Source organism: Paenibacillus spiritus (assembly GCF_008710135.1).
Classification (GTDB): domain Bacteria; phylum Bacillota; class Bacilli; order Paenibacillales; family Paenibacillaceae; genus Paenibacillus_AQ; species Paenibacillus_AQ glufosinatiresistens.
On record NZ_VYKK01000022.1, the window covers coordinates 113,440 to 138,385 of the forward strand.

Here is a 24,946-nt window from a genome sequence, read left to right on the forward strand (position 1 = left end):
GCCTACCCCCTGCCTGCAACCCATTTGACCAGCTCGCTGCCCATATGCGCTCCAAGGAACGCGAACACCAGGTAAAGGATCTGCTTGATGGCCGGCGAGAGGTTCCCCCCCAGCATGTTGCTCTCGATTACCCGCATCGGGTCAATCGTCCCCCCGACAGCAGCCGCAAGCGCCCAGATCTTGATGCGGTCCGCCACGTCAAGCATGGTGACCGTCGGCGGCTGCAGCGAGAAGACCGCGCCTATGCCCCCAAGCATGGCCCCGCCCAGCACAATGCCGAAGGCAATGAAAAAATCAAGGATGGCCTTGCTCAGAAAAGTGCCCATCCGAATCCTCCTTTCGCCGGAAGCGGGGCTGCCGCCAGCAGCCGCTTGCGGCCTGTCCCCGCTCTCTTCCCATTGTATGGGCGGCTCCCCCGGCAATATGATAAAATGTAGGGAAGGAATTCAAGTCAGGCGAAGGCCGGAAGGAAGTGGGAGCATGACCCCTTTCGTGCATCTGCATGTGCACAGCGAATACAGTTTACTGGACGGGGCCGCGCGCATCTCGGAACTCGCGCGCCGCGCCGCCGATTACGGCATGACCTCGCTGGCGCTGACCGATCACGGCGTCATGTACGGGGCCATTCCCTTCTATAAAGCATGCCGCGAACACGGCATCAAGCCGATCATCGGCTGCGAGGTTTATTTGACGGCAGGCTCCCGGAAGGAACGGGGGAGCCGCAAGGATCAGCCGATTTATCACCTCATTCTGCTCGCCAAGTCGGAGACGGGTTACCGGAACCTCATGAAGCTGGTTTCGGCCGGCCATCTCGAAGGCTACCATTATAAACCGCGCATTGATATGGAGCTGCTGGCGGCGTACGCAGAGGGGCTCGTCTGCCTCAGCGCATGTCTGGGCGGCGAGGTGCCGCAGCATCTGCTGCACGGCCGGGAGGAAGAGGCCCGGCGCGCCGCCCTGCGGTACCGGGAGATTTTCGGAGAAGACTTCTATCTGGAGCTGCAGGACCACGGCCTAGTGGAGCAGAAACGGGTCAATCCGAAGCTGATCACGCTTGCCGGGGAACTCGGCATCGGGCTTGCAGCCACCAATGATGTCCACTACCTGTCCCGGGAAGACGCCGCCATGCAGGATGTGCTGATCTGCATCGGGACCGGCAAGACGGTGGATGACGAAGACCGGCTGAAGATCGGCACCGACCAGCTCTATCTGAAGAACGACGCCGAGATGGCGGCGCTGTTCCCGCATGTGCCGGAGGCGATCGCCAACACGGCGGCCATCGCGGACAAATGCAATCTGGAGCTGGAATTCGGCAGACATATTCTCCCGGCGTACGACCCGATTCCGGAAGGGCTGGACGCCCCGGCTTATCTTCGCCGGCTCTGCCTGGCCGGGCTGGAGGAACGGTACGCGGGCACGGCGCGCTGGGAAGAGCCGAGTTCCCGGCAGGAAGCGCAGGATAGGCTGGAGTATGAGCTTGGCGTCATCGAGAGCATGGGCTTCAGCGATTATTTTCTGATTGTCTGGGACTTCATTGCCTACTGTCACCGCCAAGGCATTGCGACCGGACCGGGGCGCGGCTCGTCGGCGGGCAGTCTGACGGCGTATTGTCTGCGGATTACGGATGTCGATCCGCTGAAGTACAATCTGCTGTTCGAGCGCTTCCTGAACCCCGAACGGGTAACTATGCCCGATATCGACATCGACTTCAGCGACGAGCGGCGCGATGAGGTGATTGCCTACGTTGCCGCTAAATACGGCGAATCGCATGTCGCCCAGATTATCACCTTCGGCACCATGGCCGCCCGCGCCGCCGTTCGCGACGTCGGACGAGCGCTGAATATGCCGTACGGCGAAGTCGACAAGGCGGCGAAGCTGATTCCCGGCCAGCTCGGAATCAGCATTGCGCGCGCGCTGGAGAGCAGCCCCGATCTTAAGGCGCTCTATGAGGGCAGCCCCCGGGTCCGGGAGCTGCTGGACATGGCGATGAAGGTCGAGGGCATGCCCCGGCACGCTTCGACCCATGCGGCGGGCGTTGTAATCTCGCGCGGTCCGCTGACCGACGCGGTGCCGCTGCAGGAGGGCAATGAAGGAACGGCGCTGACGCAGTACTCCATGGAGCATCTGGAAGCGATCGGATTGCTGAAGATGGACTTCCTCGGGCTGCGCACCCTGTCGATCATCGAGCGCTGCACAGACTGGATCGCGCAGCTTGCCGGCTCGGCCCCCGACTTCCGCGGCATTGCCGACGATGATCCGGCGACCTACGAGATGCTGGGACGCGGCGAGACAACCGGCGTCTTTCAGCTGGAGTCGGCGGGCATGAGAAGAGTGCTCAAGGAGCTGCGGCCGACGGCCTTTGAGGATATCGTCTCCGTCCTGGCGCTGTACCGTCCGGGACCGATGGAGTTCATTCCGAAGTATATCCAGGGCAAACACGGGCTGGCGGAGGTGGAGTATCCCCACCCCGATCTGATCCCGATTCTCGCCGATACGTACGGGATCATCGTCTATCAGGAACAGATTATGCAGATTGCCTCCCGCATGGCGGGCTTCTCGCTGGGCGAAGCCGATCTTCTGCGCCGCGCCGTCTCGAAGAAGAAGCGCGAGACGCTGGACCGCGAACGCGGGCATTTTGTCGCCGGCAGTCTGAAGCAGGGCTACCGGGAGGCGGACGCCAACGCCGTCTATGATATGATTGTCCGCTTCGCCGACTACGGCTTCCCCCGGGCCCATGCTGCCGCCTACGGCGTTCTGGCGTTCCAGACGGCCTATCTCAAGGCCCATCATCCGGTGCCGTTCATGGCCGCCATGCTGACGGCTGTCATGGGGGTTCACCGCAAGGTGGCCGAATATGTGCTGGACTGCCGGAGAATGGGCATCTCTGTCCTGCCGCCGGACGTCAACGGCAGCGGGGTGACCTTCACGCCGTCGAGCGCCGGAGGCGGGGAATCCGGCAGCGGGCATATCCGCTTCGGGCTGGCGGCGATCAAGAACGTCGGCACGCTGGCCGTTGAAGGCATTCTGGAGGCCCGGAAGGAGCGGCCGTTCGACAGCCTGCTCGATTTCTGCCGCCGGGTCGACCTTCGCGTCTGCAACAAGCGGGTCATCGAGTCGCTGATTCAGGCCGGAGCCTTCGACAGCCTGCCCGGACACCGGGCCCAGCTCCTGGCGATGCTGGACGAGACGGTGGATGCCGCCGTGAAATGGCGGAAGGAGCGGGATGAACTGCAGATCCAGCTCTTCGACGATCTGATCGAATCGCCGAACTGGGACATCTCCTATCCGGACATTCCCCGGTTCTCGGCCGCCCAGCAGCTGGAGCTGGAGCGGGAGCTGCTCGGCCTGTATTTGTCGGGCCATCCGCTGGACGATGCCGAAGAGCTGCTGGAGGAGCCGGGCGTGCAGCGTCTGGTGGAGCTGGAGGAGGCCCCTGACGAGAGCATGGCCGTGACGGCGGGGAGAATCGTGTCCATCAAGGAGATTATGACAAAGGCCGGCAAGGCGATGGCCTTTGTCGAATGGGAAGACCAGATCGACCGCTGCGAGGTCGTGCTCTTCCCCGAAGTGTGGCGGCGCAGCCGCAGCGCCGCCCAGAAAGGCGCGCTGCTGGCGCTGCGCGCCAGGGTCCAGCAGCAGGACGAAGGCTTCAAGCTGCTGGCCGAAGAGCTCGCGCCGCTCACGCTGGACGCCGTGCGCGCCCTGCTGCGGCGCCGGGAAGCTGCGGCTTCCCGGCCGCGGGGGGGCGCCGGGCCTGCGCAGGCCGGCGGCTTGACGGCCGCGCCGCGTCAAGCCGGCGCGGCTCCGCGGTCCGCAGCGTCCCCGGGGCGTCCGCCGGGGACGGGAGCCGGCGGCGCTGCCCGCGCTTCGTCCGCCGGAGCCTCAGGGGACGGCTCCCCAACGGGCGCCGGGCTGCGCGCGTTCGTCAAGATCACGCCGCAGGCCGAAGAGCAGGGTCTCCTGCCGGGCCTGCAGGAGCTGCTGCGCCGCCATCCGGGCAGCGTGCCCACGCTGCTCTTCTACGAGAGCCGACAGAAGCTGCTCGCGCTCAGCGACAGCTACCGGGTCGAGCCGGCCCCGGAGCTGGTCCGGGGCATCGAGGCGATGCTCGGGGAGGGAACGGTCGTTATCAAATAAGAACGTTTTGCCTTTTGCGCGCATAGAGTAGGAGACGGCCGGACTTAACCGGCGCAGCAAAGGGGAGAACGCGGATGTCATACCAAGTCGCGGCGGACATGCTGGAGCGCAGGGGCGTCTCCATCGAATCGATTGCAGAGATTGTCCATGCCCTTCAGTCAGTCTATTATCCGGAGTTGAAGCAGGAGGAATGCGCGGCGAGCGTCCGGGCCGTCCTCGGCAAGAGAGAGGTGCAATATACGCTGATGACGGGGATCGCCCTGGATGAGCTGGCCGAGCGGAAGCTGCTGCCCCAGCCGCTGCAGGCCGTAATGGAGGCGGACGAATCCCTCTACGGGGCGGACGAGACGCTGGCGCTCGGCATCACCGGCGTATACGGCATGATTGGCCTGACCGGCTTCGGCTATCTCGACAAGAACAAACCCGGCGTTATCGGCATGCTCAACGACAAAACCCGAGGCATTCATGTCTTTCTCGACGATCTGGTCGCCAGCATCGCGGCGGCCGCATCGGCGCGGATTGCCCACCGGCATGAGGGAGCAAGGCAATATTTCGATGCCTGAACGGGGCGTTCGCGAAGCCTTTTATTCCGCACCGCAGAGCCGCTCTGCGTCCTTCCGGGGACGCGGCGCGGCCCTTTGTCCTATGCCCGGACTCTGTTGCAGGAAAAAAGTAAACTGTGTTATCATGGTTCCAACGTACGGGTACGGCTGATTGAGGAAGGGGAGGACTTGTCGGGACATGTGGACGGTCATCTATATTGCGCCTACCGCCAGGATGGCGGATATGATCAAGAGTAAGCTGACGGAAGAAGGATTTCTGGTCCAGAGCCGCCCGGTCAATATGTCCAAGCAGCAATTTGAAATTCTCGTTCCTTCCGGAGAATTGGAAGAAGTCCAGGAAGTGCTTAACCTGATTCTGCACCCGTAGCCCGCCGACGTCGGGAACGGGAGAGCAGTGAACGGCAGGCTGCATAACGCCAATAATGTGCTGAGAGGTGCGGTTGTGTTCAAAGACTTATTTCAGAAAAAACGGAAATACGCGACTATTCCATCCCAGCGCGCGCTGCGCAGCGGCGAGCCGGAACCCGGTGAACGCCCGAAGCGGGAAGTTCCCGAAGGATTGATGAGCAAATGCGCCAAGTGCGGCTCTATCCAGTACAGCAAGGAACTGGAGAAGCACCTGAAAGTATGTCCGGCCTGCGGCTATCACATGCGGCTGAACGCCGCCGAGCGGATTGCCATCACGCTGGATGAGGGCAGCTTCGTGGAATTCGACGCCGGCATGACTTCGGTCGATCCGCTGCAATTCCCGGGCTACGCCTCGAAGCTGGAGCAGCAGAAGCTGAAGACCGGCCGCGAAGAAGCGGTCATCACCGGCATAGGGACCATTGACGGACATGCCGTCATGATCGCCGTTATGGATTTTGAATTCTTTTCGGGCAGCATGGGCTCGGTCGTCGGAGAGAAGATTACCCGGGCCGTCGAGGAAGCGACCGTGCAGCGTCTGCCGCTGCTGATCTTCTCGACCTCGGGCGGCGCCCGGATGCAGGAGAGCATTCTCAGTCTCATGCAGATGGCGAAGACGAGCGCCGCTCTCGCCCGGTTCGGCGAGTCCGGAGGCCTTTATTTGTCGATCATTACCGACCCGACTACAGGCGGCGTATCCGCCAGCTTTGCAAGTCTGGGCGATATTATCATTGCCGAGCCGGGAGCGGTATTCGGCTTTGCTGGACGGATTGTCATTGAGCAGACGATCCGGCAGAAGCTGCCGGATGACTTTCAGACGGCGGAGTTCAATTTAAAGCACGGACAATTGGATCTTGTGGTTCACCGCAAGGAAATGCGGTCCAAGCTCTCCAAGCTGCTGGAGCTGCATGACACGAAAGGGGGCTGCTGAAATGGCGGGCGAATTGCCTTTTGAGACCCCTCTGGCGGAAATGCGCAAGAAGATCATGGAACTGCAGCAGTTCGGCGCAGAGAAGGGCATTGATTTCAGCGAAGAGATTGCCAGGCTGGAAGAACGCTACCGGCTGCTGGAAGATGAAATATACGCCAATATTACGCCTTCGCAGAAAATGCACCTGGCCCGCCATCACGGCCGGCCGACCTCGCTTGATCTGATGAATCTCATCTTCGACGATTTCCTGGAACTGCACGGCGACCGGCTCTTCGGCGACGATCTGGCCGTAGTCGGAGGCCTTGCCAAGCTGGACGGGCAGCCCGTAACGGTAATCGGGCAGCAGCGCGGGAAGGACACCAAGGACAATATTGCCCGCTTCTTCGGCAGCGCTCATCCCGAGGGCTTCCGCAAGGCGCTGCGGCTGATGCAGCAGGCGGACAAGTTTCGGCGCCCCATTATTACTTTTATTGATACGAAGGGCGCTTATCCAGGCAATACGGCCGAGGAGCGGGGGCAGTCCGAGGCCATCGCCCGGAATCTGCTGGAGATGTCGAAGCTTCGGGTTCCGGTCATCTGCGTTGTCATCGGCGAAGGCGGAAGCGGCGGAGCGTTGGCCATGGCCGTCGGCAACCGGGTGCTGATGCTGGAGCATGCGATCTATTCCGTCATTTCTCCGAACGGAGCCGCTTCCATTCTGTGGAAGGACGCCACCAAAGCCGACAAGGCGGCGGAAGCGATGAAGATTACGGCCGCCGATCTGCTGGCCATGGAAGTCGTCGAGGAGATCGTGCCCGAGCCGAAGGGCGGGGCGCATGCCGATTATGAAGCGACAGCCGGACATATTAAGGAAGCAATTATCCGCCATCTGCAGGAGCTGTCCGTCATGGACGCCGACGAGCTGCGGGAGGACCGCTACCTGAAATTCCGCAAGATCGGCGAATATGCCGAAGCCCGCGAAGAAGAGGCGCTTCCCGAAGAAGCGGCCTTGAGTCCGGAATAGAGGAATAGCCATAGCGGCCTGCTCCCGCCCTGCGAGAGCAGGCCGCTTTTTGCCGATCAGGGTCTCTCAATCTATCAAATTGCTTTTCGTATCTGTGTACTGTTTTTCACAAATTACATGTGAGTTTTACATGAAATCACCCCGGAATCATTGATTTTGTCTAGCGGTTGCAGTAATATTCATAAGGGCGCAGTTAACCTGCCAATTCATAGGGTATCAGTATTAACGGTTGGATCAGCCACACAGAGAGAAACAAAAAAACGGAGGAAAACCTAATGCGGAAAAGTAAAATTGTATGTACGATCGGTCCTGCAAGCGAATCGTTGGAGAACATCAAAAAATTGATTTTGGCCGGAATGAACGTGGCCCGTCTGAACTTCTCCCACGGCGATTATGAAGAGCACGGCAACCGGATCAAGACGATCCGTCAGGCTTCCCAGGAACTGGGCAAGACTGTAGCCATCCTTCTGGATACCAAAGGACCCGAAATTCGTACAGGCAAGCTGGAAGTAGAGCCGATCGAACTGGTTCAGGATGAATACCTGACCCTGACGACCGAAGAAATCCTGGGCGACAAGAACCGGATTTCCGTGACCTACACCGATCTGCCGAGCGACGTTCAGGTAGGTTCGACCATCCTCATCGACGACGGTCTGATCGGACTGACTGTTGTTGACATTCAAGGCACCGAAATCAAGACCCGTATCGTTAACGGCGGAACGATTAAGAGCAAGAAGGGCGTTAACGTGCCCGGAGTTGCCATTTCCCTGCCGGGCATTACGGAGAAGGACACCAACGACATTATTTTCGGGATCGAACAGGACATCGATTTTATTGCCGCTTCCTTCGTTCGCAAAGCCAGCGACGTGCTGGAAATCCGCGATCTGCTCAAGAAGCACAATGCGGAGCATATCCAGATTATTTCCAAGATTGAGAACCAGCAGGGTGTGGACAACCTGGACGAGATCCTGGCTGTATCCGACGGCCTGATGGTTGCCCGCGGCGACCTGGGCGTAGAAATTCCGGCGGAAGATGTGCCGCTGGCCCAGAAGCTGATGATTCAGAAGTGCAACATCGCCGGCAAGCCGGTAATTACGGCTACCCAGATGCTGGATTCCATGCAGCGCAACCCGCGTCCGACCCGCGCCGAAGCGAGCGACGTGGCGAACGCCATCTTCGACGGCACCGACGGCATCATGCTGTCCGGCGAAACGGCCGCAGGGAAATACCCGGTTGAATCTGTATTGACGATGTCCCGCATCGCCGAGAAGGCCGAATCCGCGCTGAACTACCGTGAAATCTTCCTGAAGCAGCAGATTGCCCAGGAAACGACGGTAACGGAAGCGATCAGCCAATCCGTCGCGATCTCCGCGCTGGACCTGAACGCCAAAGCGATCATTTCCTCGACGGTCAGCGGCCACACGGCTCGCGTCGTATCGAAGTATCGTCCGAAGTCGCCGATCATCGCGGTAACGACCGAAGACCGCACGATGCGTCAGCTCGCGCTGGTATGGGGCGTGTTCCCGGTTCGCGGCGAGCAGGCTTCTTCGACCGATGAACTGCTGGAGACAGCCGTTAAGGGCGGCAAGGCTTCCGGCCTCGTGAAGGGCGGCGACCTTGTCGTAATCACTGCCGGTATTCCGCTGGGCCGTTCGGGCTCCACGAACCTGGTGAAAGTTGAACAAATCGCGAACGACTAAGCACCTGCTGCCTTAGGTCTGAAGACCCGGCTCTCGCAGGAGTGTTACGCATGAATAGAGCATCGAACAAGAAGCAATGGCGTTCTAGCCATTGCTTTTTGTATGAGGTGAAGGATGCCGGCAGGGCTTCCGGCGGATAAGCCTTGCTGCGAGACGGAGCTTTCCGAGCGGCGGACCAAGGCGGCGCACCGCAAAGGCGTCTCCGCGAGCCGAAGGGGCGGTAGGGACGGCATAGACCCGGCCGTTCTGAATGAGAATGCCGCCGTCTCTCAGGCGCAGCCGGGGATTGCGGCCGTTCACCCGGCAGCGGAAGAAGCAGACGGGAGTCAGCGCGGCAAGGCGAGTGGGCGCCCCGTCGACGAAGGGGGGCTCCAGAATCCATTCGGCCGATGTCATGGGACCGCTATAGGAACGATCGGTGCAGAAGCTCCAGCCGCGGGTAAGGTTGCAGAGCGCAATTCTCCATAAGCCGGAGGACTGGCGGCGGATCGAAGCGCGCATCCGGTCCCCGGGTAAGACAGGATAGGGAATCGGGGTCTCCGCTGCCGGAAGAATCTCCCACCAGGCATAATAGCGGGCTTTGCCGTCCACAAATTCATGGGCGGTCCCCGTCTGGATCAGGCTGGAATTCCGGAATCCGTCGATTCCAATCCAGGCGGAGGAATAAGAAGGCTGTCTCGTCGGTCGGACTGTCGGGACGCGCCACTCGGCTGAAATGCTGCGGAAGCGGCCCTTACGGCCGGAGAGGGCATACCCGCTCCAGTTCGAGGAAGCCCAGCCCAGGCGTTCTCTGCCGGAAGGCGAAGGGCGTCCGGTTATGGAACAGGGCCGGTGGCGGTGTCTGCCCGGCAACGGTCTTCGGGTCGAAGTTGCCGCCGGGCCTGAAGCGGGCATTCGGCGGTTGGCGTGGGACCGCTTGCGTTGAATCATAGGTATTCTCCTCCTTGATAAAGCTGGCTGTTCGGGTGGTTATGACAGTAGATGCACAGCCGAAGGGCGGGGAATGGGCATTTAGACAATTTGGATGGTGCGGGAGGAAGCAAGGCGCGATGTGGACCAAAATGCTTAAACTTCGGTTGTTCTATCTGTTTCTCGGCTTATCGGGCGGGCTGTTCGGCCCGTATCTGACCCTTCTGCTCTCGCATAACGGGCTGGACAGCAGCCGGATCGGTATGCTGATGGCGCTCGGGACGCTGGTGGCGATTCTGCTCCAGCCGGTCTGGGGCATTATTTCCGACCGCTACCGCCAGACCCGGCTTGTGCTGATCCTCAGTGTTGCGGTTCCGGCAGCGCTCGCTGTGCTGTACCGCTCCGATCTCTATCTGGTGCTCACGCTGGTCTATATGGTATCGACAGTCTTTTCCTCTACCCAGGCGCCGATCTCGGACTCCTACGCCATCGCGGCGGCCCGGCAGGCGGGATCGACCTATGGCAGCATCCGGCTCATGCTGAGCTTTGGAGCGGCGGTGGGAGGCTATGCCGGCGGACGGTATGTATCGGCCTTCACGGTATCGAGCATCTGGCTGCCTTATCTGCTGCTGGCCGCAGCCGCCGTAGCGGTGGCGCTGACCCTGCCGCGGGAAGCGGAGGAGAACCATATGATGCCGCAGTCGCTCTCGCGGGGCATCCGGGAGCTGATGGGCAACCGGATGTTCCTCGCCTTCCTGGGAGGCAGCTTCCTGGTCAATCAGACGATGACGGCCTTCGGTACCTACTTCGTGCTGGCCTTCAAGTCGGCGGGCGGCTCGACCGCCCATGCGGGCATCGCGCTGCTGATAGCTTCGATCACCAACGTGCCGTCCATGCTGATCGCTTCCAAGGTCATGGCCCGGTGGGGCATCGAACGGACGATGCTTCTGGCGGCGCTGGTCTATGTGCTGCGCTGGGGTATCCAGGTTGTCCTGCCCGATCCGTCTGTCATGATCGGAGTCCAGTTCCTTCACGGGCTTTCTTTTGGCTTCTTCTATATTGCTGCGGTGGAATACGTGTCCCGAATCACGGCGGCGGACATGCAGGCTACCGGACAGAGCGTCTTCAATATGGTCTTCTCCGGTCTGGCGGGAATCGTGGGCAATCTGCTGAACGGGTATCTGCTGAATCAGGGCGGCGTTGCGGCGATGAACATCTCCTGCATGCTGAGCGCAGCCCTCGGTTCGCTGCTTCTGCTCATCGTGGCGCGGAGCTCGCGCCGCCGGAAATTTGCCGCCCCGGTGCAGACGGGCGTATAATGAGTCAACCGGGTAATGATGAAGGATTGTATGACTCAAGGAGGAAGACCAAATGAGAAAGAACGCTGTTGCGCTGCCCGGAAGCTGGCACGGGACCCCGCTCAGGGTCCGCTACCAGGAGACCGACGGCATGGGCGTCGTGTACCATTCCAATTATTTGAACTGGTTCGAGGTGGCGCGAACGGAGATGCTCCGTGAGCTCGGCTTCGCTTACCGTATGCTTGAGGAGCAAGGCGTAATGCTGCCTGTGACCGCGGCAGAGCTGCAATATAAAAGCCCGGCCCGTTATGACGATCAGATTAGGGTATACACGCGGGTATCGGCGTTCTCGCCGCTCCGCATGGCCTTTGAGTACGAAGTCCGGCGGAGCGATGGCCTGGACGGGGAGGAGGCTCCCGCCGGCAGCGGCGATCTGCTTGTAACCGGGAAGACCGAGCATGTCTGGGTGGACCGGACCTGGAAGCCCTGCCGGCTGGAACGGGTGCTTCCGGAGCAGTTCGCGGCTTTGGCCGAGGCGCTGCGGTAGAAGGGAGAGCGTAATGGTTATCAGGGGAAAATGGTTGTGGGCCGCGATCTTTATTGTGCCCGCTGTGGAATTATTCGGTTTTCTGCTCGTGTCGGAGCACATCGGCGTCTCCAAGGCGCTCCTGCTGCTGCTGGCCACGTCGGTCATCGGACTTGTGATGATGCGTTTTGAGGGCAAGAAAGTGCTGCAGGACAGCAAGGCGCTGCTGGAAGCGGGCCAGCCGCCCGGCCGGACCATGCTGGACGGCCTGTGCGTTTTTATGGGCGGCATGATGTTGATTCTGCCCGGATTCGTAACGGATCTGATCGGCTTTACGCTGCTGTTCCCGCTGACGCGGCCGGTGTACCGCTTCTGGATGATGAAGTGGATTCAGAGAAAGATGAAGAACGGAACCTTCACGTATTACCGCAAATAGAAGCTGATAAGCCGCTTTTGCCCGCCCGCCGGCAGGAATTAGCGGCTTTTGGCATTCTTAACGGGGTCTCCCGGTTGCGATGTAGCTCCGCAGGCTGCGGAAGACGCCCGCCCGGTGCAGCGCCCCCAGCACGACGAGCGCAACGGGGCCGAAGAGCAGGCCGACCGCGCCGAAGAGCTGAAGCCCTGCGAACATCACGATCAGCATGGCCAAGGGATCGACGCCGATGCTGCTTCCGAGCACCTTGGGCTCCAGGAGCTGACGCGTAATCAGCACGACGGCGAAGAGAGCGGCCAGCCCTGCGGCAAGGCCGGTCTGCCCCGACATATAGGAGAGCAGGGCCCAGGGAATCAGGACGGCGCCGACGCCGAGGTAGGGCAGCAGATCGACAACGCTGATCATCAGCCCGATCGCGAAGGCGGAATCGACGCCGAGCAGCGCCAGACCGAGAATGACCAGGGTTGCCGTGATCGACAGCAGAATGAGCTGGGCGGTGAAGTAGCCAAGCAGCGATTTGCGGAGCTCCGCCCAGATGCCTTCGGCCGTATCCCGCCAGGTGGCCGGGATGATCCCGGCCAGCATCCGGTTGTGCCGCTCCCAGCCGGTTGCGAGAAAAAAAGCGGCAAGAACGACTACCCCAAGCACCGTACCGAAGGAAGGGAGCGAGGAGATCAGCTGCAGGATTGCGTTGAAGAAGCCGCCGACGACGCGCGTAGCCAGGGCGCCGAGCGTGCCGGTCGTCCGGCTGATGTTGCTGTCGATGGTCGCATGATAGCCGGGATTGCTCTGGTAGAACGCTTCGATCTGGCTGATAATGTTCCGGATGCTCCGGCTCTCGCTCCAGGAGAGCAGCAGACGGCGCCATTCTTCGGTATGGAGACTGAGCGTCTGTGCCAGCACAATCAGTTCCTTGACCAGCTTGGTTATCAGTGCGGTGATGACAAGTCCGGCGCTGCCGATATACAGAATCAGCGCCAGACACACGGCCAGCCAGCCCGGCAGGCGCCAGACCTTCAGCCGCAGTACAAGCGGGTGAATCAGAAAGGCGAGCAGCCAGGCGAGCAGAAGCGGGTAGACGAGCGGCATCAGCAGATACAGAGCGGCCAGCAGAGCCGATCCGCCCAGAAGGACCCAGAGGGCCCGCAGCAATCTTTTGACGGTTAGGGATTCCATGGAATTCTCCTTCCAGGGGTTCTTCGCGCTTCCGCCGGAGAGAGCGGTCTACTCTCAATCTATTCCCGGAGTGCGGCTGTCAGACATGCTTACGGAGAGCAAATGCTAACCAGCAAGCGCTTACATGAAACAGCGGCGAAGAATGGATTTTTCTATCCGGCCGATAAAATCATTTGATGCCAAGCAAAGCTCCCACATTGTTCACATAACCGTCAATATCCGGTATGATGATTAAAGGTTAAGAGCTCCCTCCTGAAACGGAATTTCGGAAACCTCAAATTTGTAACGGTTTTCACGGGAATGAGGCTGCATTAAATCCCTGTTGGCAAAGGAGAGATGTTAATCATGACAGTTACCAAAGGCCTGGAAGGCATCGTAGCTACGACCTCTTCCATTAGCTCTATCGTAGACGGCGTGCTTACGTACCGCGGATACGATATCGATGATCTCGCCTGGAATGCCGGCTTTGAAGAGACGGCCTATCTGCTCTGGTTCGGGAAGCTGCCGTCCGCAGCCGAGCTGGAGAAGCTGAACCGCGATCTCGGAAGATTCGCGCCGCTTCCCGCCGAGCTGCTGGAGCAGATGAAGCTGTACCCGAAGAACGCCAACACGATGGCGGCCCTGCGTTCGGCGGTGTCCGCGCTGGCGCTGTACGATTCGGCCGCCGACGATATGAGCCGTGAAGCCAATGAGATTAAGGCGGTCAAGCTGCAGGCTCAGCTGCCGACGATTGTGGCTGCGCTGGCCCGCATCCGCCAGGGTCTGGAGCCTGTGGCTCCGAAGAGCGAAGCTTCGATTGCGGAGAATTTCCTCTATATGCTGTGGGGAAGAGAACCGGATGCAGTCTCCGTAAAAGCGTTGGACGCCGCGCTGGTGCTTCATGCCGACCATGAGCTGAATGCGTCGACGTTCGCCGGACGGGTGACGGTGGCGACGCTGTCGGATATTTATTCGGGCGTGACTTCCGCCATCGGAGCGCTGAAGGGACCGCTGCACGGCGGAGCCAATGAAGCGGTGATGAGAATGCTGGAAGAGATCGGCAGCCCGGATAACGTCGATTCCTATATTTCGGGCAAGCTGGAGCGCCGGGAGAAGATTATGGGCTTCGGCCACCGGGTATACAAGAACGGCGATCCGCGGGCGAAGCATCTGATGAAGATGTCGCACGAGCTCGGCGTCATGAAGAACGACACCTCCCTGTATGACATGTCGGTCCGGATTGAAGAACTGATTACGAGCCGCAAGGGCCTCAAGCCGAATGTCGATTTTTATTCCGCTTCCGTGTATACTCAGTTAGGCATCGAGCGGGAATTGTTCACGCCGATCTTCGCCATCAGCCGGGTATCGGGCTGGACCGCCCATATTCTGGAGCAGTACGAAGACAACCGAATCATCCGTCCGCGCGCCGAGTATACCGGGCTGATCGAGCAGAAATACGTGCCGGTCGACGAGCGTTAAGCGGCAACAGCTTTAATGACCCGTGCATTCCTTCGGGCCGTCCCGTCCTTTAATGGTACGGATCTGCCCGATGAAGGCGCGGATTGAGGTTGAATCAGGCTTTATTCTGTCAGGCTTTACCGCCTGCGACCCCCATTTTTGAGGAGGAATACGGACCCATGTTGAAATTGACGAAATTTGAGCTTCCCACCGAAGGCCAACCCATCCAGATCGAGAACGGCAAGCTGCAGGTTCCGGACCGGCCGATCATTCCGTTCATTGAAGGCGACGGCACCGGCCGCGACATTTGGAGAGCTTCCAAGCGCGTGCTGGACGCAGCGGTTGACAAGGCTTACGGCGGCGCGAAGCAGATTGCCTGGTACGAAGTTTTTGCCGGAGAGAAAGCCTACAATACATACGGCGAGTGGCTCCCCAACGATACGCTTGAAGCGATCCGCGAGTATATCGTTGCCATCAAAGGCCCGCTGACGACGCCGATCGGCGGCGGCATCCGTTCCCTGAACGTGGCGCTGCGTCAGGAACTCGACCTGTACGTCTGCCTGCGTCCGGTCCGTTACTTTGACGGCGTTCCGTCGCCGGTGAAGCATCCGGAGCTGGTGGACATGGTTATTTTCCGCGAGAATACGGAGGATATCTATGCCGGCATCGAGTACCAGGAAGGCTCCGAGCAGGTGAAGAAGGTTATCGAATTCCTTCAGAACGAAATGGGCGTCTCCAAGATCCGCTTCCCGGAGACCTCCGGCATCGGCATCAAGCCCGTCTCTTCCGAAGGATCGAAGCGCCTTGTCCGCGCCGCCATCGAGTACGCCGTGAAGCATGGACGCAAGAGCGTGACGCTGGTTCACAAGGGCAACATCATGAAGTTCACCGAAGGCGCCTTCAAGAACTGGGGCTATGAAGTGGCCGAGCAGGAATTTGGCGACAAGGTCTTCACCTGGAGCCAGTACGACCGCATCAAGGATGCCGAAGGGACGGACGCGGCGAACGCGGCCCAGAAGCAGGCCGAAGCCGAGGGCAAGATCATCATCAAGGATGCCATCGCCGACATCGCGCTGCAGCAGGTGCTGACCCGTCCGACCGATTTCGATGTCATTGCGACGCTGAATCTGAACGGGGACTATCTCTCCGATGCGCTGGCTGCGCAGATCGGCGGCATCGGCATCGCTCCCGGCGCGAACATCAACTATGTGACGGGACATGCGATCTTCGAGGCGACCCACGGTACGGCTCCGAAGTATGCGGACAAGGACGTTGTCAATCCGGGCTCCGTCGTTCTCTCGGGCGTGATGCTGCTGGAACACTTGGGCTGGCAGGAAGCAGCCGATCTGATCTACAAGGGAATGAGCACGGCGATCAACAACAAGACGGTAACCTACGACTTCGCCCGCCTCATGGAAGGCGCTACCGAACTGAAGTGCTCGGAATTTGCGGACGAAATCATCAAGCATATGTAAAATGGCTCTGAACGCTTGGCCCCACTGACAGTGGGGCTATTTGAGGAGGTTCTGTCGTCTTGGCTATCCAACGTTCCAAAATTACCATTGTAGGCGCCGGCTTCACCGGCGCTACGACCGCTCTGATGCTCGCCCAGAAGGAACTGGGCGATGTGGTGCTGCTCGATATCCCGCAGTTGGAGAATCCGACCAAAGGCAAGGCGCTGGACATGCTGGAAGCCGGTCCGGTGCAGGGCTACGACAGCCGGATTGTCGGCACCTCGGATTACGAAGAGGCAGCGGACTCGGATATTGTCATTATTACAGCCGGCATCGCCCGCAAGCCGGGCATGAGCCGCGACGATCTGGTCAATACCAATGCGGGAATTGTGCAATCGGTCTGCGAGCAGATCAGACGGGTCGCTCCCGAATCCATTGTGATTATTCTGAGCAACCCGGTCGATGCCATGACCTGGGCCGCCTACCGGACGCTCGGGTTCCCCAAGAACCGGGTGATCGGACAATCGGGTGTACTGGATACGGCCCGTTATTGCACTTTCATCGCCCAGGAGCTGAACGTCTCCGTCGAGGATGTGCGGGGCTTCGTGCTGGGCGGCCACGGCGACGATATGGTGCCGCTGGTCCGCTATTCCAGCGTCGGCGGCATTCCGATCGACACGCTGATTGAGCCAGACCGCATTGCCGAGATTGTGCAGCGGACCCGGGTCGGCGGCGGCGAGATTGTCGGGCTCCTCGGCAATGGAAGCGCCTATTACGCTCCGGCGGCGTCTCTGGTGCAGATGGCCGAGGCGATCCTGAAGGACAAGAAGCGCGTGCTTCCCGTTATCGCGCTGCTGGAAGGCGAATACGGATACCGCGAGCTGTTCATGGGCGTTCCGGCGCTGCTCGGAGGAACCGGCATTGAGCGGATCTTCGAGCTGGAGCTTACGGCCGAGGAGAAGGCAGCGCTGGACAAATCCGCCGATTCGGTGCGCAGCGTAACCGCAGTCCTGAGCTCTCAATAACAGGCGGCAATCAAGGTCTCCCTTTTTCGTAAGAAAGAGGGGGGCCTTTTTGCGTTGAGGGCGGAAGAAATCGTATAATGAATTTTGGATATAACTAATATCACATAGGAACGGAGGCAACAGGTTATGGATTGGAGCGTATTGATGTTCCTACATATGGTCGGAACTCTTGCAGTCGGCTTCTATCTCGTACTGCCGTTTGTGCTGGGACGGACCGAGAAGCTGTCGGCATCCGCACGGGAAGGAACGATGAACGTGGTAGGATCTCTGAACCGATTGGCCCAGTACGGTCTGGGCATTCAGCTGCTGACCGGCGGCTACCTGATGGCCAAGGGCGATGACTATTCGCTGGCCTGGAAAATTATCGTTCCCGTGCTGCTGCTCGCGATGTTCGCGGTAGGCGGGATGATGGCCAAGCCGCTGCGGCTGGCCGCCGCGGGGTTCCGCGACAACGGCAACGTTGCGGCCGAGACGGGGAAGGTCAAGACGCTGAGCGCGCTGCTGGCGGTTCTGCTTCTGGTCATGGTCTTCCTGATGGTGTACAACGATATTATCTAAAAGTAGTGGCCGGAGAGCCGGGATTGCCCGGATTTCCGGCCTTTCCATTTTCTTCTGTTCATATTTGCTTCCTTGTATTAATCTGGTCATACTGCCGGTGGAGCGGCACAAGAAGAAGCTGGGGGGTAGAGGATGAGGACAAGGTTCAAGTTTATTGTAAGTGCGATATGGATTGCAGGACTATTGACGGCGGAAGCTCCTGGTATACAGGCGGAGAGTGCGGGAGGAGCGGCAGGCCGTGACATTCAGGGTCATTGGGCAGAGAAGCAGATGAAGGCCTGGGCGGAGCGCGGAGATTTGAGAGGCAACGGCAAAGGAGCGCTTCAGCCCGACCAGTCCGTATCCAGGGCCGAATTCGCGGCGATGATGAACCGTTCCTTCTCTCTAAAGGCTGAAGCGGAAGCAAGTTTTATAGATCTTAAGCCGGGGAACTGGGCTTATCCCGAACTGGCCCGGGCCAGCGCCTCAGGATACATACAGGGTTACGAAGGCCGCATTCGTCCCGCCGATCCGGTTACCCGGCAGGAGGCCGCTGTCATTATTGCGAAGCTGCTCGGATTGAAGGGAGGCAGCCGCAGCGGACTGGACGCCTTCACGGACCGCGGTCAGATCGCCGCCTGGGCGCAGGACCAGGTGGCGGCTGTGGTGCAGGGAGGCCTTATGAGGGGTTATCCGGACGCCAGGTTCGCTCCCGGACGGGCGCTCACCCGGGCGGAAGCGGTCACGCTGCTGGACGCTTCGCTCGCCAAGGCGCAGCCCGGCAAGCCGGCAGCTTCTGAACCGCTTGTCTATCCGGCGGCGTCAACCATCGACGGCATCTCCGTCTCCGTCCAAGCCGCCAGAGGCATAGACGGCCAAATGGTCGAGTTGAATCTGATGGAGGTGAAGCTCGATTTGAAGGGGGTGCCGGCTGCCATTGCCGCCAAGGCATCGACGGTGCACCTGCGCTGGTCAGAGCAGCCGCTTAAACCGGAGCAGATTGCGCCCTACGGAAATGATTTCCTGGCGCTGTATCCTTCGGGGAGCGGAAGCTATGAATTTACGGTATCTCCCAAAGAGATCGGGAACGGAACCAAGCATTTCGCGAACGTTATTCTCTGCGACTCCGAGAATAAGGTATTGGGGTATGCTGCGGTGGAGGCTCCGGCAGCCATGAATGTTCCGACCGTCTCCGGCCCGCTGCTGCGGATGGAAGCCGGCGTCTCTGTGACTCTGGACTGGGACGGGTTCCAGCTCAGCCATGCGCTGAAGCCGAGCGTTACGCCGGCGGGGACCCGCTATTATGCTGTATACGGTTCTTCCCATTTCAACCCGGCTGCCTTCCGGGCCGAATCTCTGTTGGCCGAACCGGCTTACGCCATAAGCTTGAGCGGAACGAGACTAATGGTTCCCGCCCAAGGCCGCGTTCTGAGAGGAAGCTATCTCGACGAACGCTATATCGTCGTATTTCTGGATGAGAAGCTGCAAGCGCTCGGATACTGGGAGGGAAGCTGGTCACCCAATGCCGATGGGCTGCAATTGCTGGCCTCTCAAGCGCTGGCTGCTCTGCCCGCAGCTTCCTCCGGGACGGCGAGTGCTGATCCCGAAACGGTGAAGGATGCGGTTCGCTTATGGGGAATGCTCACGCCCGGGCAGCAGAACGCGATTCCAGGCGGACAGGAGAAGATCGCAGGGTGGACCGTACAGCCTGCCGAGAGCACGGTTCAGAGTCCGTTCAGCAAAATTCCGGTGATTGGCGGCATTCTTCTGAAAGACATGGGGCCGCTTGTCAACGGCATTGCCGTCCAGCCGGATTTCGGGGGAGTCCCCGCAGCAGTGAGAAATGCGGCACACGGCTATTCGGTAGCCATCTCCGGGGTTCCGTTGGGAGCCAATGACTGGAGCCGGGTGGCCAAAGAGAGTGTGATTCCGCTGGACGGCGGACTGGTCTCCAGCTACCCGCTTCCGGCAGGCACTTATTATTTCACCGTCATTCTGTATGATGCGAAGCAAAATGTAATCGGGCACTCCTACCAGATGAAGCGCCTTTCTTCGCTCACGGCGAAGCCGGGCGCCTTCCGCCGTCTGGAGAGCGGGGTAACGGCAGCCAAGGTGGCGAATCCTGCCGGCTACCCTCATGCGCGGCTGGAACTGTCCGCCGCTCTGGCGGAGACCGAGGCGGCCTACTACTCCGTGACGCCGGACTGGTTCACCAGCCGCGACCGGTTCACTCCCGCTGCCGTGCTTGCGGGCGTGCAGTCCTACTCGAATGCGCAGCAGACCGAAGTGCTGATGTCTTATCCCGCAGACCGGGCATCGGTCCGGTATATCGTCATCTTCTATGATAAAGATTTCAATGCGGTAGCCTATGCAGAGGTCTCGGATCAGGCTTAGCGTATTTGTTTGATCCCTTTTCGCTTGTGGTAATTAAGAGGCGTAGGGCGCCTCCCCGCCCGGGAGGGCGGGGCGCTTGGCGCATAATGACGGGCTCATCACGTCATGCTAGTGAAATGAGTTCGCAAGGCCACTCTCTCTAAGCGGAAGGAGAAATGCATCATGTCTGACAGCAAGCAAACGGAGAAGACACTGCCGCCGCAGCACCAGGACCGCCAGCCGGGACTGGAATCGGAAATGACGCCGCGGCCGAAATATGAACCGGCCGCCTACAAGGCGGCCGGCAAGCTGACCGGCAAAGCCGCCTTGATTACAGGGGGCGACAGCGGGATCGGCCGCGCCGTCGCTGTCGCTTTTGCCAAAGAAGGCGCCGATATTGCCATCGCTTATCTGAACGAGCATTCGGACGCCGAGGAGACCAAGCGCCAGGTGGAGCAGGAAGGCCGCAAATGTCTGCTGATCGCCGGCGATCTGGGCTCGGAGACGTTCTGCCAGGATCTCATCAAGCAGACGCTGGAAGGTCTCGGCAAGCTCGATATTCTGATCAATAATGCAGCGGAGCAGCATCCTCAGCCAAGTCTGACGGATATTACGGCCGAACAGCTGGAGCGAACGTTCCGGACGAACATCTTCTCGATGTTCTATCTGACCAAAGCGGCGCTTCCGCATCTGAAGGAAGGCTCGGCGATCGTCAACACGACGTCGATTACGGCTTACCGGGGGAGCCCTCAGCTCCTGGATTACTCGTCCACCAAGGGTGCGATTCTGAGCTTCACGCGCTCGCTATCCATGAATCTGGCCGAGAAAGGCATCCGGGTCAACGCCGTTGCCCCGGGCCCGATCTGGACGCCGCTGATCCCGTCGACCTTCGACGAGAAGAAGGTCAGCGAATTCGGCGCGACCCAGCCGATGAAGCGTCCGGGACAGCCGGAAGAACTGGCTCCGGCTTATGTCTATCTCGCCTCGGGCGACTCGTCCTACGTTACGGGGCAGGTCATCCATGTTAACGGCGGCGAGATCGTGAACGGTTAACGAGACGCAGCCTGAACGCAGTCTGAACCATGAAGAAGCCGGCCCTGCAGAGCAGAGCCGGCTTCTTCTAACGGGAATTCAGGGACGGGAAAATCAGAATGTCAGTGAAAAGGGACAGCGTATACAATATAAATCATCTCGCTGACCCGCCGGTGCTTGGCCATATAGCCTCGCTCTTCGAACCGTTCCAGCAGACTGCCGAGGGAAGGGTAGAAGCCGTCCTCCCGGGGGAGCTCCTTGTCTCCGAGGTCGTCCATCATGAAATCGGTAATGCAGATCCGTCCGTGGGGCTTCAGCACCCGCCGCATTTCTTCAATCGCGAGGCCCTTCTGATCGTCGGTCAGATGATGCAGCGCGAAGCTGGAAGCGGCAAAGTTGAAGCTGCCTTCCGGATAGGGAAGAGCGAGGAAGTTGCCGAGTTTGGTCTCCAGCCGGGGGAACCGCTGCCGGCACTGCTTCAGCATCTCGCGCGACTGGTCGATTCCGCTCATGACCGCTCCGACCTCCATCAATTTGCCGGCAAGATTGCCGGTCCCGCAGCCGATGTCGATGCCCCGTTCGCCGGGAAGGGGAGCAAGTGAGCGCACGGTAAAATCCAGCGCGTCGCTGTAATCGGCGTAGTCCGTTGCGCCGCCCCGGGCGCGGGGATCGGCGGCCGCGCCGCGCCGTTCGTAATTCCATTGGTCCTCCCACTCCCGCTGGCCGCGGATGCGGCGGGAGTGTTCGGCAAGGATGTACACTTCGTCGGGCGGAAGCCTCTTCTCTTTCTTGACAATTTCGATAATCCGTTCAATGGATTCGATCATGCTGCGAATCTCCATCCGCTTGGAGAACAGCGCCGAACGCTGAATCTCCAGATAATACAGCACTTGCTCGTAATCGTGTCCGTCTGCGCTTCGGAGCGAATCCATCACATCCGCCACTCCCAGTCCGGCTTCGCGAAGCGCGATAATCGTCTGCAGACGCCAGATATCCTCTTCCTCAAATTCCCGGTAAACATTCATTCCCTTGACGGGCGCCACCAGACCCCTCTCCTCGTAGAACTGGATGGTCCGGGCCGAAATACCGAGCAAATCCGCCGCTTCCTGAATTTTCATATCCCATTCCCCTGTTTAATAATCGTGGTCAATCGGATATTGCCTTCTATCTATCATATATCATGAAAGTATCGGCTGAAAAGAGATTTCCTGCGTTTAATGGGTCTGAATGCAAGAAGTCAGTCCTTTTTTTGTCCCGGCCGGGCTTTGCAGGTCCCTCTATTTTGGGCTGCTTGCTGGCATTTTGCCGCGAAACCCGCTACGATGGACGTGAAATCTAACTTTCCGAAAGAAAGTGTGGCTGGAGCCTGGATATGAAACCTTTTCGCATGCGTCTGACTCTGATTATGATCGCCCTGATCGGCATCTCGATGCTAGGCGCGGGCTTGACGATGGCCCATTTGTTCCGGAGCACCCATGTAGAGGCACTGGAGCAGAATATGTCCCGGGAGATTAATCTGCTGAAGGGAACGATGGCGTTCCGCTCCATGGCGGGAGAGGAAGCGTACACCTACTATACGGAGCAGGCGCGGGACATTGCCGCTCTGACCGGCTCGCGGGTAACCTTCATCGCCCGGGACGGCCGGGTGCTCGGCGACTCCGAACGCGATCCGCATACGATGGACAACCATTCGGACCGCGAGGAGGAACTGCGCGCCGCCAAGAACGGGACGGGCCGCGCTATTCGCTACAGTGCAACGCTGGGCCGCGATATGCTGTATGTCGCTTCCTCGGTTGCCTCCAAGGACGGCGTCTTCGACGGATATATCCGCCTGTCGATGGGCCTTGCGGCCATAGACGAAGGACTGAAGCAGGCTTGGCGGATTATGGCCGGAGGTCTCGTGCTGCTGTTCGTGGCGGCCATGCTGGTCAGCTACCGGGTCGCGCTGGGACTCACGTCGCCGCTGGAGCAGATTACCCGGGTTGCCCGAAGAATTACCGACCTGGATTACGACGCCCGCGTGCCGCTGCGCCGCAAGGATGAGATCGGACAGCTCGCCGGAGCGATCAACGTAATGGCCGACAGCCTGCAGACCCAGCTCCGGACGATTCGCGACAATGAGAATCTTCTGCAGAGCGTATTGGATAATATGACCGGCGGCATTCTGCTGATCGAAGCCGACGGGGCGATCGCGCTGCTGAACCGGGCGGCGGAGACGATGCTGGATGTGAAGGCGCGTGATGTGACCGGAAGGCCGTACACGGAACTGAAGCGCCATTACGGGTTGACGAAGCTGATCGAGAACGGCCTTTCGGAACAAGCAGTCTTCCACGAGGAACGAAGCTTCTATAATCCGGGCGAGCGGATTGTGAGACTGGACGGGGTCCCGATGACGCAGGACGGAGAATATACAGGCATGCTGTTCCTGCTGCAAGAGGTGACGGAAATCAGGCGTCTCGAGAAGATGCGCAGCGAGTTCGTCGCCAATGTCTCGCACGAGCTGAAGACTCCGGTCGCGGCGGTCAAAGGGTTCGCCGAAACGCTGCTCGGAGGCGTCGAGGACGAGAAGACGGCGCGTTCGTTCCTGCAGATTATCCATGATGAGAATGAACGGCTGAACCGGCTCATCGGCGATATTCTAGAGCTCTCCAAGATCGAGTCCAAGCGTTCTCCGCTGGAGTGCTCTCCGGTGCATCTGGCGACCTTCTTCGGTTCGGTGTTTGATACGATGAGCAAAGTGGCCGAGAAGAAGAACATCCGGCTGAACTCGCAGATTCCGGATGAACTGTTCATGGAGGCGGACGAAGACAAGCTGCGGCAGATCTTCCTGAATCTCCTCTCGAACGCAGTCAGCTATACGGGCGAGGGAGGAAGCGTAAAAGTGACAGCCGCGCCGGATTCCAATCCCGACGGTTCAGAGAATGTGATCTTCACGGTCAGCGACACAGGCATGGGCATTCCGAAGAAGGATCTGCCCCGCATTTTTGAACGCTTCTACCGGGTAGACAAAGCCCGCTCCCGCAGCTCGGGCGGAACCGGACTTGGACTGTCGATCGTCAAGCATCTCGTCGAGCTGCACCACGGAACGATTTCGGTCGAGAGCGATTTGGGCATCGGGACTTCGTTCATCATCCGGCTGCCGCTGCTGCAGGAGGAATCGGATTAGAAAGGATTATTTTTACACTCCGAAAATATTCCGGTGATATAATGGGCTTGTTCATTCCACGATAAGAAGACGGGGGTACGCATAAGACAATGGCGCAACGATTGCTTGTAATCGAGGACGAGCCGACGCTCGGTCGGCTGCTGTCGTACAACCTGGTGCAGGAAGGCTACGAGGTGGTGCTGGAGGACCATGGAACGGCGGGCTACGACCGGGCGCTGAAAGAGCATTTCGATCTGATTGTGCTCGATCTCATGCTGCCGGGCATGAATGGCATCGACATTCTGGACAAACTGCGGGGGCAGGGAGTCCGGACGCCGGTCATTGTGCTGACGGCCAAGAATACCGAAGACGATGTGGTCCGCGGGCTGAAGTCGGGAGCCGACGACTATATCACGAAGCCGTTCGGCGTATCGGAGCTGCTGGCGCGGGTAAGCGCGGTGCTGCGGCGTATCTCGGGCATTGCGGAAGAGCCCGCACGGACGAACGATCCCGAGGCGGCGTCCATTATTCTCGGACAGCTGGAGATCTATCCCGACCGGTACGAGGTCTCGCTTGGCGGACAGAGCATCAATCTGCGTCCCAAGGAATTCGAGGTGCTGCTGTATCTGGCCCGCAAGCCCGGCGTAGTGCTGACGCGCGACGATCTGATGAATGCTGTGTGGGGCTTCGATTACATCGGCGGCCAGCGGACGGTGGACGTGCACGTCAGCTCGCTGCGGAAGAAGCTGGAGCTGGACCCCGAATCGGTTCATATCGACTCTATCCGCGGCGTCGGCTACAAACTGGTTGTCAACAAGAAGAGAACTCCGGTCCTGGGACAGTGACCGGAGTTCTTCTGTTA

21 protein-coding genes are annotated in these 24,946 nt (G+C 59.7%); 17 read left to right on the forward strand and 4 right to left on the reverse strand.

Annotated elements, in window-relative coordinates:
* Positions 1-2 precede the first annotated feature (2 nt).
* Positions 3-326: a YtrH family sporulation protein gene (locus F4V43_RS15425; protein WP_150459148.1), complete on the reverse strand. Its 324-nt coding sequence runs from the start codon at positions 324-326 to the stop codon at positions 3-5.
* 154 nt (positions 327-480) lie between these two features.
* On the opposite strand from F4V43_RS15425, the gene F4V43_RS15430 reads away from it, so the two are divergent.
* The 6 genes from F4V43_RS15430 (at position 481) to pyk (ending at position 8,739) form a co-directional block, all read left to right on the forward strand.
* Positions 481-4,137 carry a DNA polymerase III subunit alpha gene (locus tag F4V43_RS15430; RefSeq protein WP_150459149.1) on the forward strand — a complete coding sequence of 1,219 codons (3,657 nt, stop codon included), beginning with the start codon at positions 481-483 and terminating at the stop codon, positions 4,135-4,137.
* Between the two features lie 74 nt (positions 4,138-4,211).
* The gene (locus F4V43_RS15435; protein WP_150459150.1) at positions 4,212-4,700 is read left to right on the forward strand and encodes a phosphatidylglycerophosphatase A; all 489 of its coding nucleotides are present in this window, start codon (positions 4,212-4,214) and stop codon (positions 4,698-4,700) included.
* A gap of 178 nt (positions 4,701-4,878) precedes the next feature.
* The gene (locus F4V43_RS15440) at positions 4,879-5,067 is read left to right on the forward strand and encodes a glutamate decarboxylase (protein WP_150459151.1); all 189 of its coding nucleotides are present in this window, start codon (positions 4,879-4,881) and stop codon (positions 5,065-5,067) included.
* Positions 5,068-5,142: 75 nt separating this feature from the next.
* A complete protein-coding gene (gene accD / locus F4V43_RS15445; protein ID WP_150459152.1) occupies positions 5,143-6,036 on the forward strand; it encodes an acetyl-CoA carboxylase, carboxyltransferase subunit beta in 894 nt (297 codons plus the stop codon).
* A 1-nt stretch (position 6,037) separates the two neighbouring features.
* The gene (locus F4V43_RS15450; protein ID WP_150459153.1) at positions 6,038-7,039 is read left to right on the forward strand and encodes an acetyl-CoA carboxylase carboxyltransferase subunit alpha; all 1,002 of its coding nucleotides are present in this window, start codon (positions 6,038-6,040) and stop codon (positions 7,037-7,039) included.
* A 275-nt stretch (positions 7,040-7,314) separates the two neighbouring features.
* On the forward strand, positions 7,315-8,739 hold the full coding sequence (gene pyk / locus F4V43_RS15455; RefSeq protein ID WP_150459154.1) for a pyruvate kinase: 1,425 nt from the start codon (positions 7,315-7,317) through the stop codon (positions 8,737-8,739).
* 84 nt (positions 8,740-8,823) lie between these two features.
* On the opposite strand, the gene F4V43_RS15460 is transcribed toward pyk, so the two are convergent.
* Entirely contained in the window at positions 8,824-9,669 is an 846-nt protein-coding gene (locus F4V43_RS15460; RefSeq protein WP_223879919.1) for a G1 family glutamic endopeptidase, read from the reverse strand.
* A gap of 119 nt (positions 9,670-9,788) precedes the next feature.
* Here F4V43_RS15460 and F4V43_RS15465 point away from each other — a divergent pair, with 119 nt between their 5' ends.
* The 3 genes from F4V43_RS15465 to F4V43_RS15475 are packed head-to-tail and all read left to right on the forward strand — an operon-like array spanning position 9,789 to position 11,908.
* Positions 9,789-10,967 carry an MFS transporter gene (locus F4V43_RS15465; protein WP_150459155.1) on the forward strand — a complete coding sequence of 393 codons (1,179 nt, stop codon included), beginning with the start codon at positions 9,789-9,791 and terminating at the stop codon, positions 10,965-10,967.
* A 52-nt stretch (positions 10,968-11,019) separates the two neighbouring features.
* Positions 11,020-11,493, forward strand: coding sequence for an acyl-CoA thioesterase (locus F4V43_RS15470; protein WP_150459156.1), 474 nt, complete (start codon positions 11,020-11,022; stop codon positions 11,491-11,493).
* A 13-nt stretch (positions 11,494-11,506) separates the two neighbouring features.
* Positions 11,507-11,908: an FxsA family protein gene (locus F4V43_RS15475; RefSeq protein ID WP_150459157.1), complete on the forward strand. Its 402-nt coding sequence runs from the start codon at positions 11,507-11,509 to the stop codon at positions 11,906-11,908.
* A gap of 57 nt (positions 11,909-11,965) precedes the next feature.
* Here the strand turns inward: F4V43_RS15475 and ytvI are convergent, their stop codons facing one another.
* Positions 11,966-13,081, reverse strand: coding sequence for a sporulation integral membrane protein YtvI (ytvI, locus tag F4V43_RS15480; RefSeq protein WP_150459158.1), 1,116 nt, complete (start codon positions 13,079-13,081; stop codon positions 11,966-11,968).
* 345 nt (positions 13,082-13,426) lie between these two features.
* Here ytvI and F4V43_RS15485 point away from each other — a divergent pair, with 345 nt between their 5' ends.
* The 6 genes from F4V43_RS15485 (at position 13,427) to F4V43_RS15510 (ending at position 20,960) form a co-directional block, all read left to right on the forward strand.
* On the forward strand, positions 13,427-14,539 hold the full coding sequence (locus F4V43_RS15485; protein WP_150459159.1) for a citrate/2-methylcitrate synthase: 1,113 nt from the start codon (positions 13,427-13,429) through the stop codon (positions 14,537-14,539).
* 158 nt (positions 14,540-14,697) lie between these two features.
* Entirely contained in the window at positions 14,698-15,993 is a 1,296-nt protein-coding gene (icd, locus tag F4V43_RS15490; RefSeq protein ID WP_150459160.1) for an NADP-dependent isocitrate dehydrogenase, read from the forward strand.
* Positions 15,994-16,052: 59 nt separating this feature from the next.
* Complete coding sequence (gene mdh / locus F4V43_RS15495) at positions 16,053-16,997, forward strand: malate dehydrogenase (RefSeq protein WP_150459161.1); 945 nt, start codon at positions 16,053-16,055, stop codon at positions 16,995-16,997.
* A gap of 126 nt (positions 16,998-17,123) precedes the next feature.
* Entirely contained in the window at positions 17,124-17,555 is a 432-nt protein-coding gene (locus F4V43_RS15500; protein WP_150459162.1) for a hypothetical protein, read from the forward strand.
* Positions 17,556-17,687: 132 nt separating this feature from the next.
* Positions 17,688-19,928, forward strand: a complete 2,241-nt coding sequence (locus F4V43_RS15505; protein ID WP_150459163.1) for an S-layer homology domain-containing protein — start codon at positions 17,688-17,690, stop codon at positions 19,926-19,928.
* A 162-nt stretch (positions 19,929-20,090) separates the two neighbouring features.
* Positions 20,091-20,960 (forward strand): SDR family oxidoreductase, encoded by an 870-nt coding sequence (locus F4V43_RS15510; RefSeq protein WP_150459164.1) that lies wholly within the window; start codon positions 20,091-20,093, stop codon positions 20,958-20,960.
* A gap of 101 nt (positions 20,961-21,061) precedes the next feature.
* Here the strand turns inward: F4V43_RS15510 and F4V43_RS15515 are convergent, their stop codons facing one another.
* Positions 21,062-22,057 (reverse strand): MerR family transcriptional regulator, encoded by a 996-nt coding sequence (locus F4V43_RS15515; protein ID WP_150459165.1) that lies wholly within the window; start codon positions 22,055-22,057, stop codon positions 21,062-21,064.
* 254 nt (positions 22,058-22,311) lie between these two features.
* On the opposite strand from F4V43_RS15515, the gene pnpS reads away from it, so the two are divergent.
* Both pnpS and F4V43_RS15525 read left to right on the forward strand, forming a co-directional pair.
* Positions 22,312-24,105, forward strand: coding sequence for a two-component system histidine kinase PnpS (gene pnpS, locus F4V43_RS15520; protein ID WP_150459166.1), 1,794 nt, complete (start codon positions 22,312-22,314; stop codon positions 24,103-24,105).
* Positions 24,106-24,194: 89 nt separating this feature from the next.
* On the forward strand, positions 24,195-24,929 hold the full coding sequence (locus tag F4V43_RS15525) for a response regulator transcription factor (RefSeq protein ID WP_150459167.1): 735 nt from the start codon (positions 24,195-24,197) through the stop codon (positions 24,927-24,929).
* The last annotated feature ends 17 nt before the right edge of the window (positions 24,930-24,946 follow it).

Bases quoted from the DNA above. Each gene is read 5' to 3' on its own strand.
- F4V43_RS15425 (WP_150459148.1), bottom strand. From the start codon at position 326: ATGGGCACTTTTCTGAGCAAGGCCATCCTTGATTTTTTCATTGCCTTC.
- F4V43_RS15430 (WP_150459149.1), top strand. From the start codon at position 481: ATGACCCCTTTCGTGCATCTGCATGTGCACAGCGAATACAGTTTACTG.
- F4V43_RS15435 (WP_150459150.1), top strand. From the start codon at position 4,212: ATGTCATACCAAGTCGCGGCGGACATGCTGGAGCGCAGGGGCGTCTCC.
- F4V43_RS15440 (WP_150459151.1), top strand. From the start codon at position 4,879: ATGTGGACGGTCATCTATATTGCGCCTACCGCCAGGATGGCGGATATG.
- F4V43_RS15450 (WP_150459153.1), top strand. From the start codon at position 6,038: ATGGCGGGCGAATTGCCTTTTGAGACCCCTCTGGCGGAAATGCGCAAG.
- pyk (WP_150459154.1), top strand. From the start codon at position 7,315: ATGCGGAAAAGTAAAATTGTATGTACGATCGGTCCTGCAAGCGAATCG.
- F4V43_RS15460 (WP_223879919.1), bottom strand. From the start codon at position 9,669: ATGATTCAACGCAAGCGGTCCCACGCCAACCGCCGAATGCCCGCTTCA.
- F4V43_RS15465 (WP_150459155.1), top strand. From the start codon at position 9,789: ATGTGGACCAAAATGCTTAAACTTCGGTTGTTCTATCTGTTTCTCGGC.
- F4V43_RS15470 (WP_150459156.1), top strand. From the start codon at position 11,020: ATGAGAAAGAACGCTGTTGCGCTGCCCGGAAGCTGGCACGGGACCCCG.
- F4V43_RS15475 (WP_150459157.1), top strand. From the start codon at position 11,507: ATGGTTATCAGGGGAAAATGGTTGTGGGCCGCGATCTTTATTGTGCCC.
- ytvI (WP_150459158.1), bottom strand. From the start codon at position 13,081: ATGGAATCCCTAACCGTCAAAAGATTGCTGCGGGCCCTCTGGGTCCTT.
- F4V43_RS15485 (WP_150459159.1), top strand. From the start codon at position 13,427: ATGACAGTTACCAAAGGCCTGGAAGGCATCGTAGCTACGACCTCTTCC.
- icd (WP_150459160.1), top strand. From the start codon at position 14,698: ATGTTGAAATTGACGAAATTTGAGCTTCCCACCGAAGGCCAACCCATC.
- F4V43_RS15500 (WP_150459162.1), top strand. From the start codon at position 17,124: ATGGATTGGAGCGTATTGATGTTCCTACATATGGTCGGAACTCTTGCA.
- F4V43_RS15505 (WP_150459163.1), top strand. From the start codon at position 17,688: ATGAGGACAAGGTTCAAGTTTATTGTAAGTGCGATATGGATTGCAGGA.
- F4V43_RS15510 (WP_150459164.1), top strand. From the start codon at position 20,091: ATGTCTGACAGCAAGCAAACGGAGAAGACACTGCCGCCGCAGCACCAG.
- F4V43_RS15515 (WP_150459165.1), bottom strand. From the start codon at position 22,057: ATGAAAATTCAGGAAGCGGCGGATTTGCTCGGTATTTCGGCCCGGACC.
- pnpS (WP_150459166.1), top strand. From the start codon at position 22,312: ATGAAACCTTTTCGCATGCGTCTGACTCTGATTATGATCGCCCTGATC.
- F4V43_RS15525 (WP_150459167.1), top strand. From the start codon at position 24,195: ATGGCGCAACGATTGCTTGTAATCGAGGACGAGCCGACGCTCGGTCGG.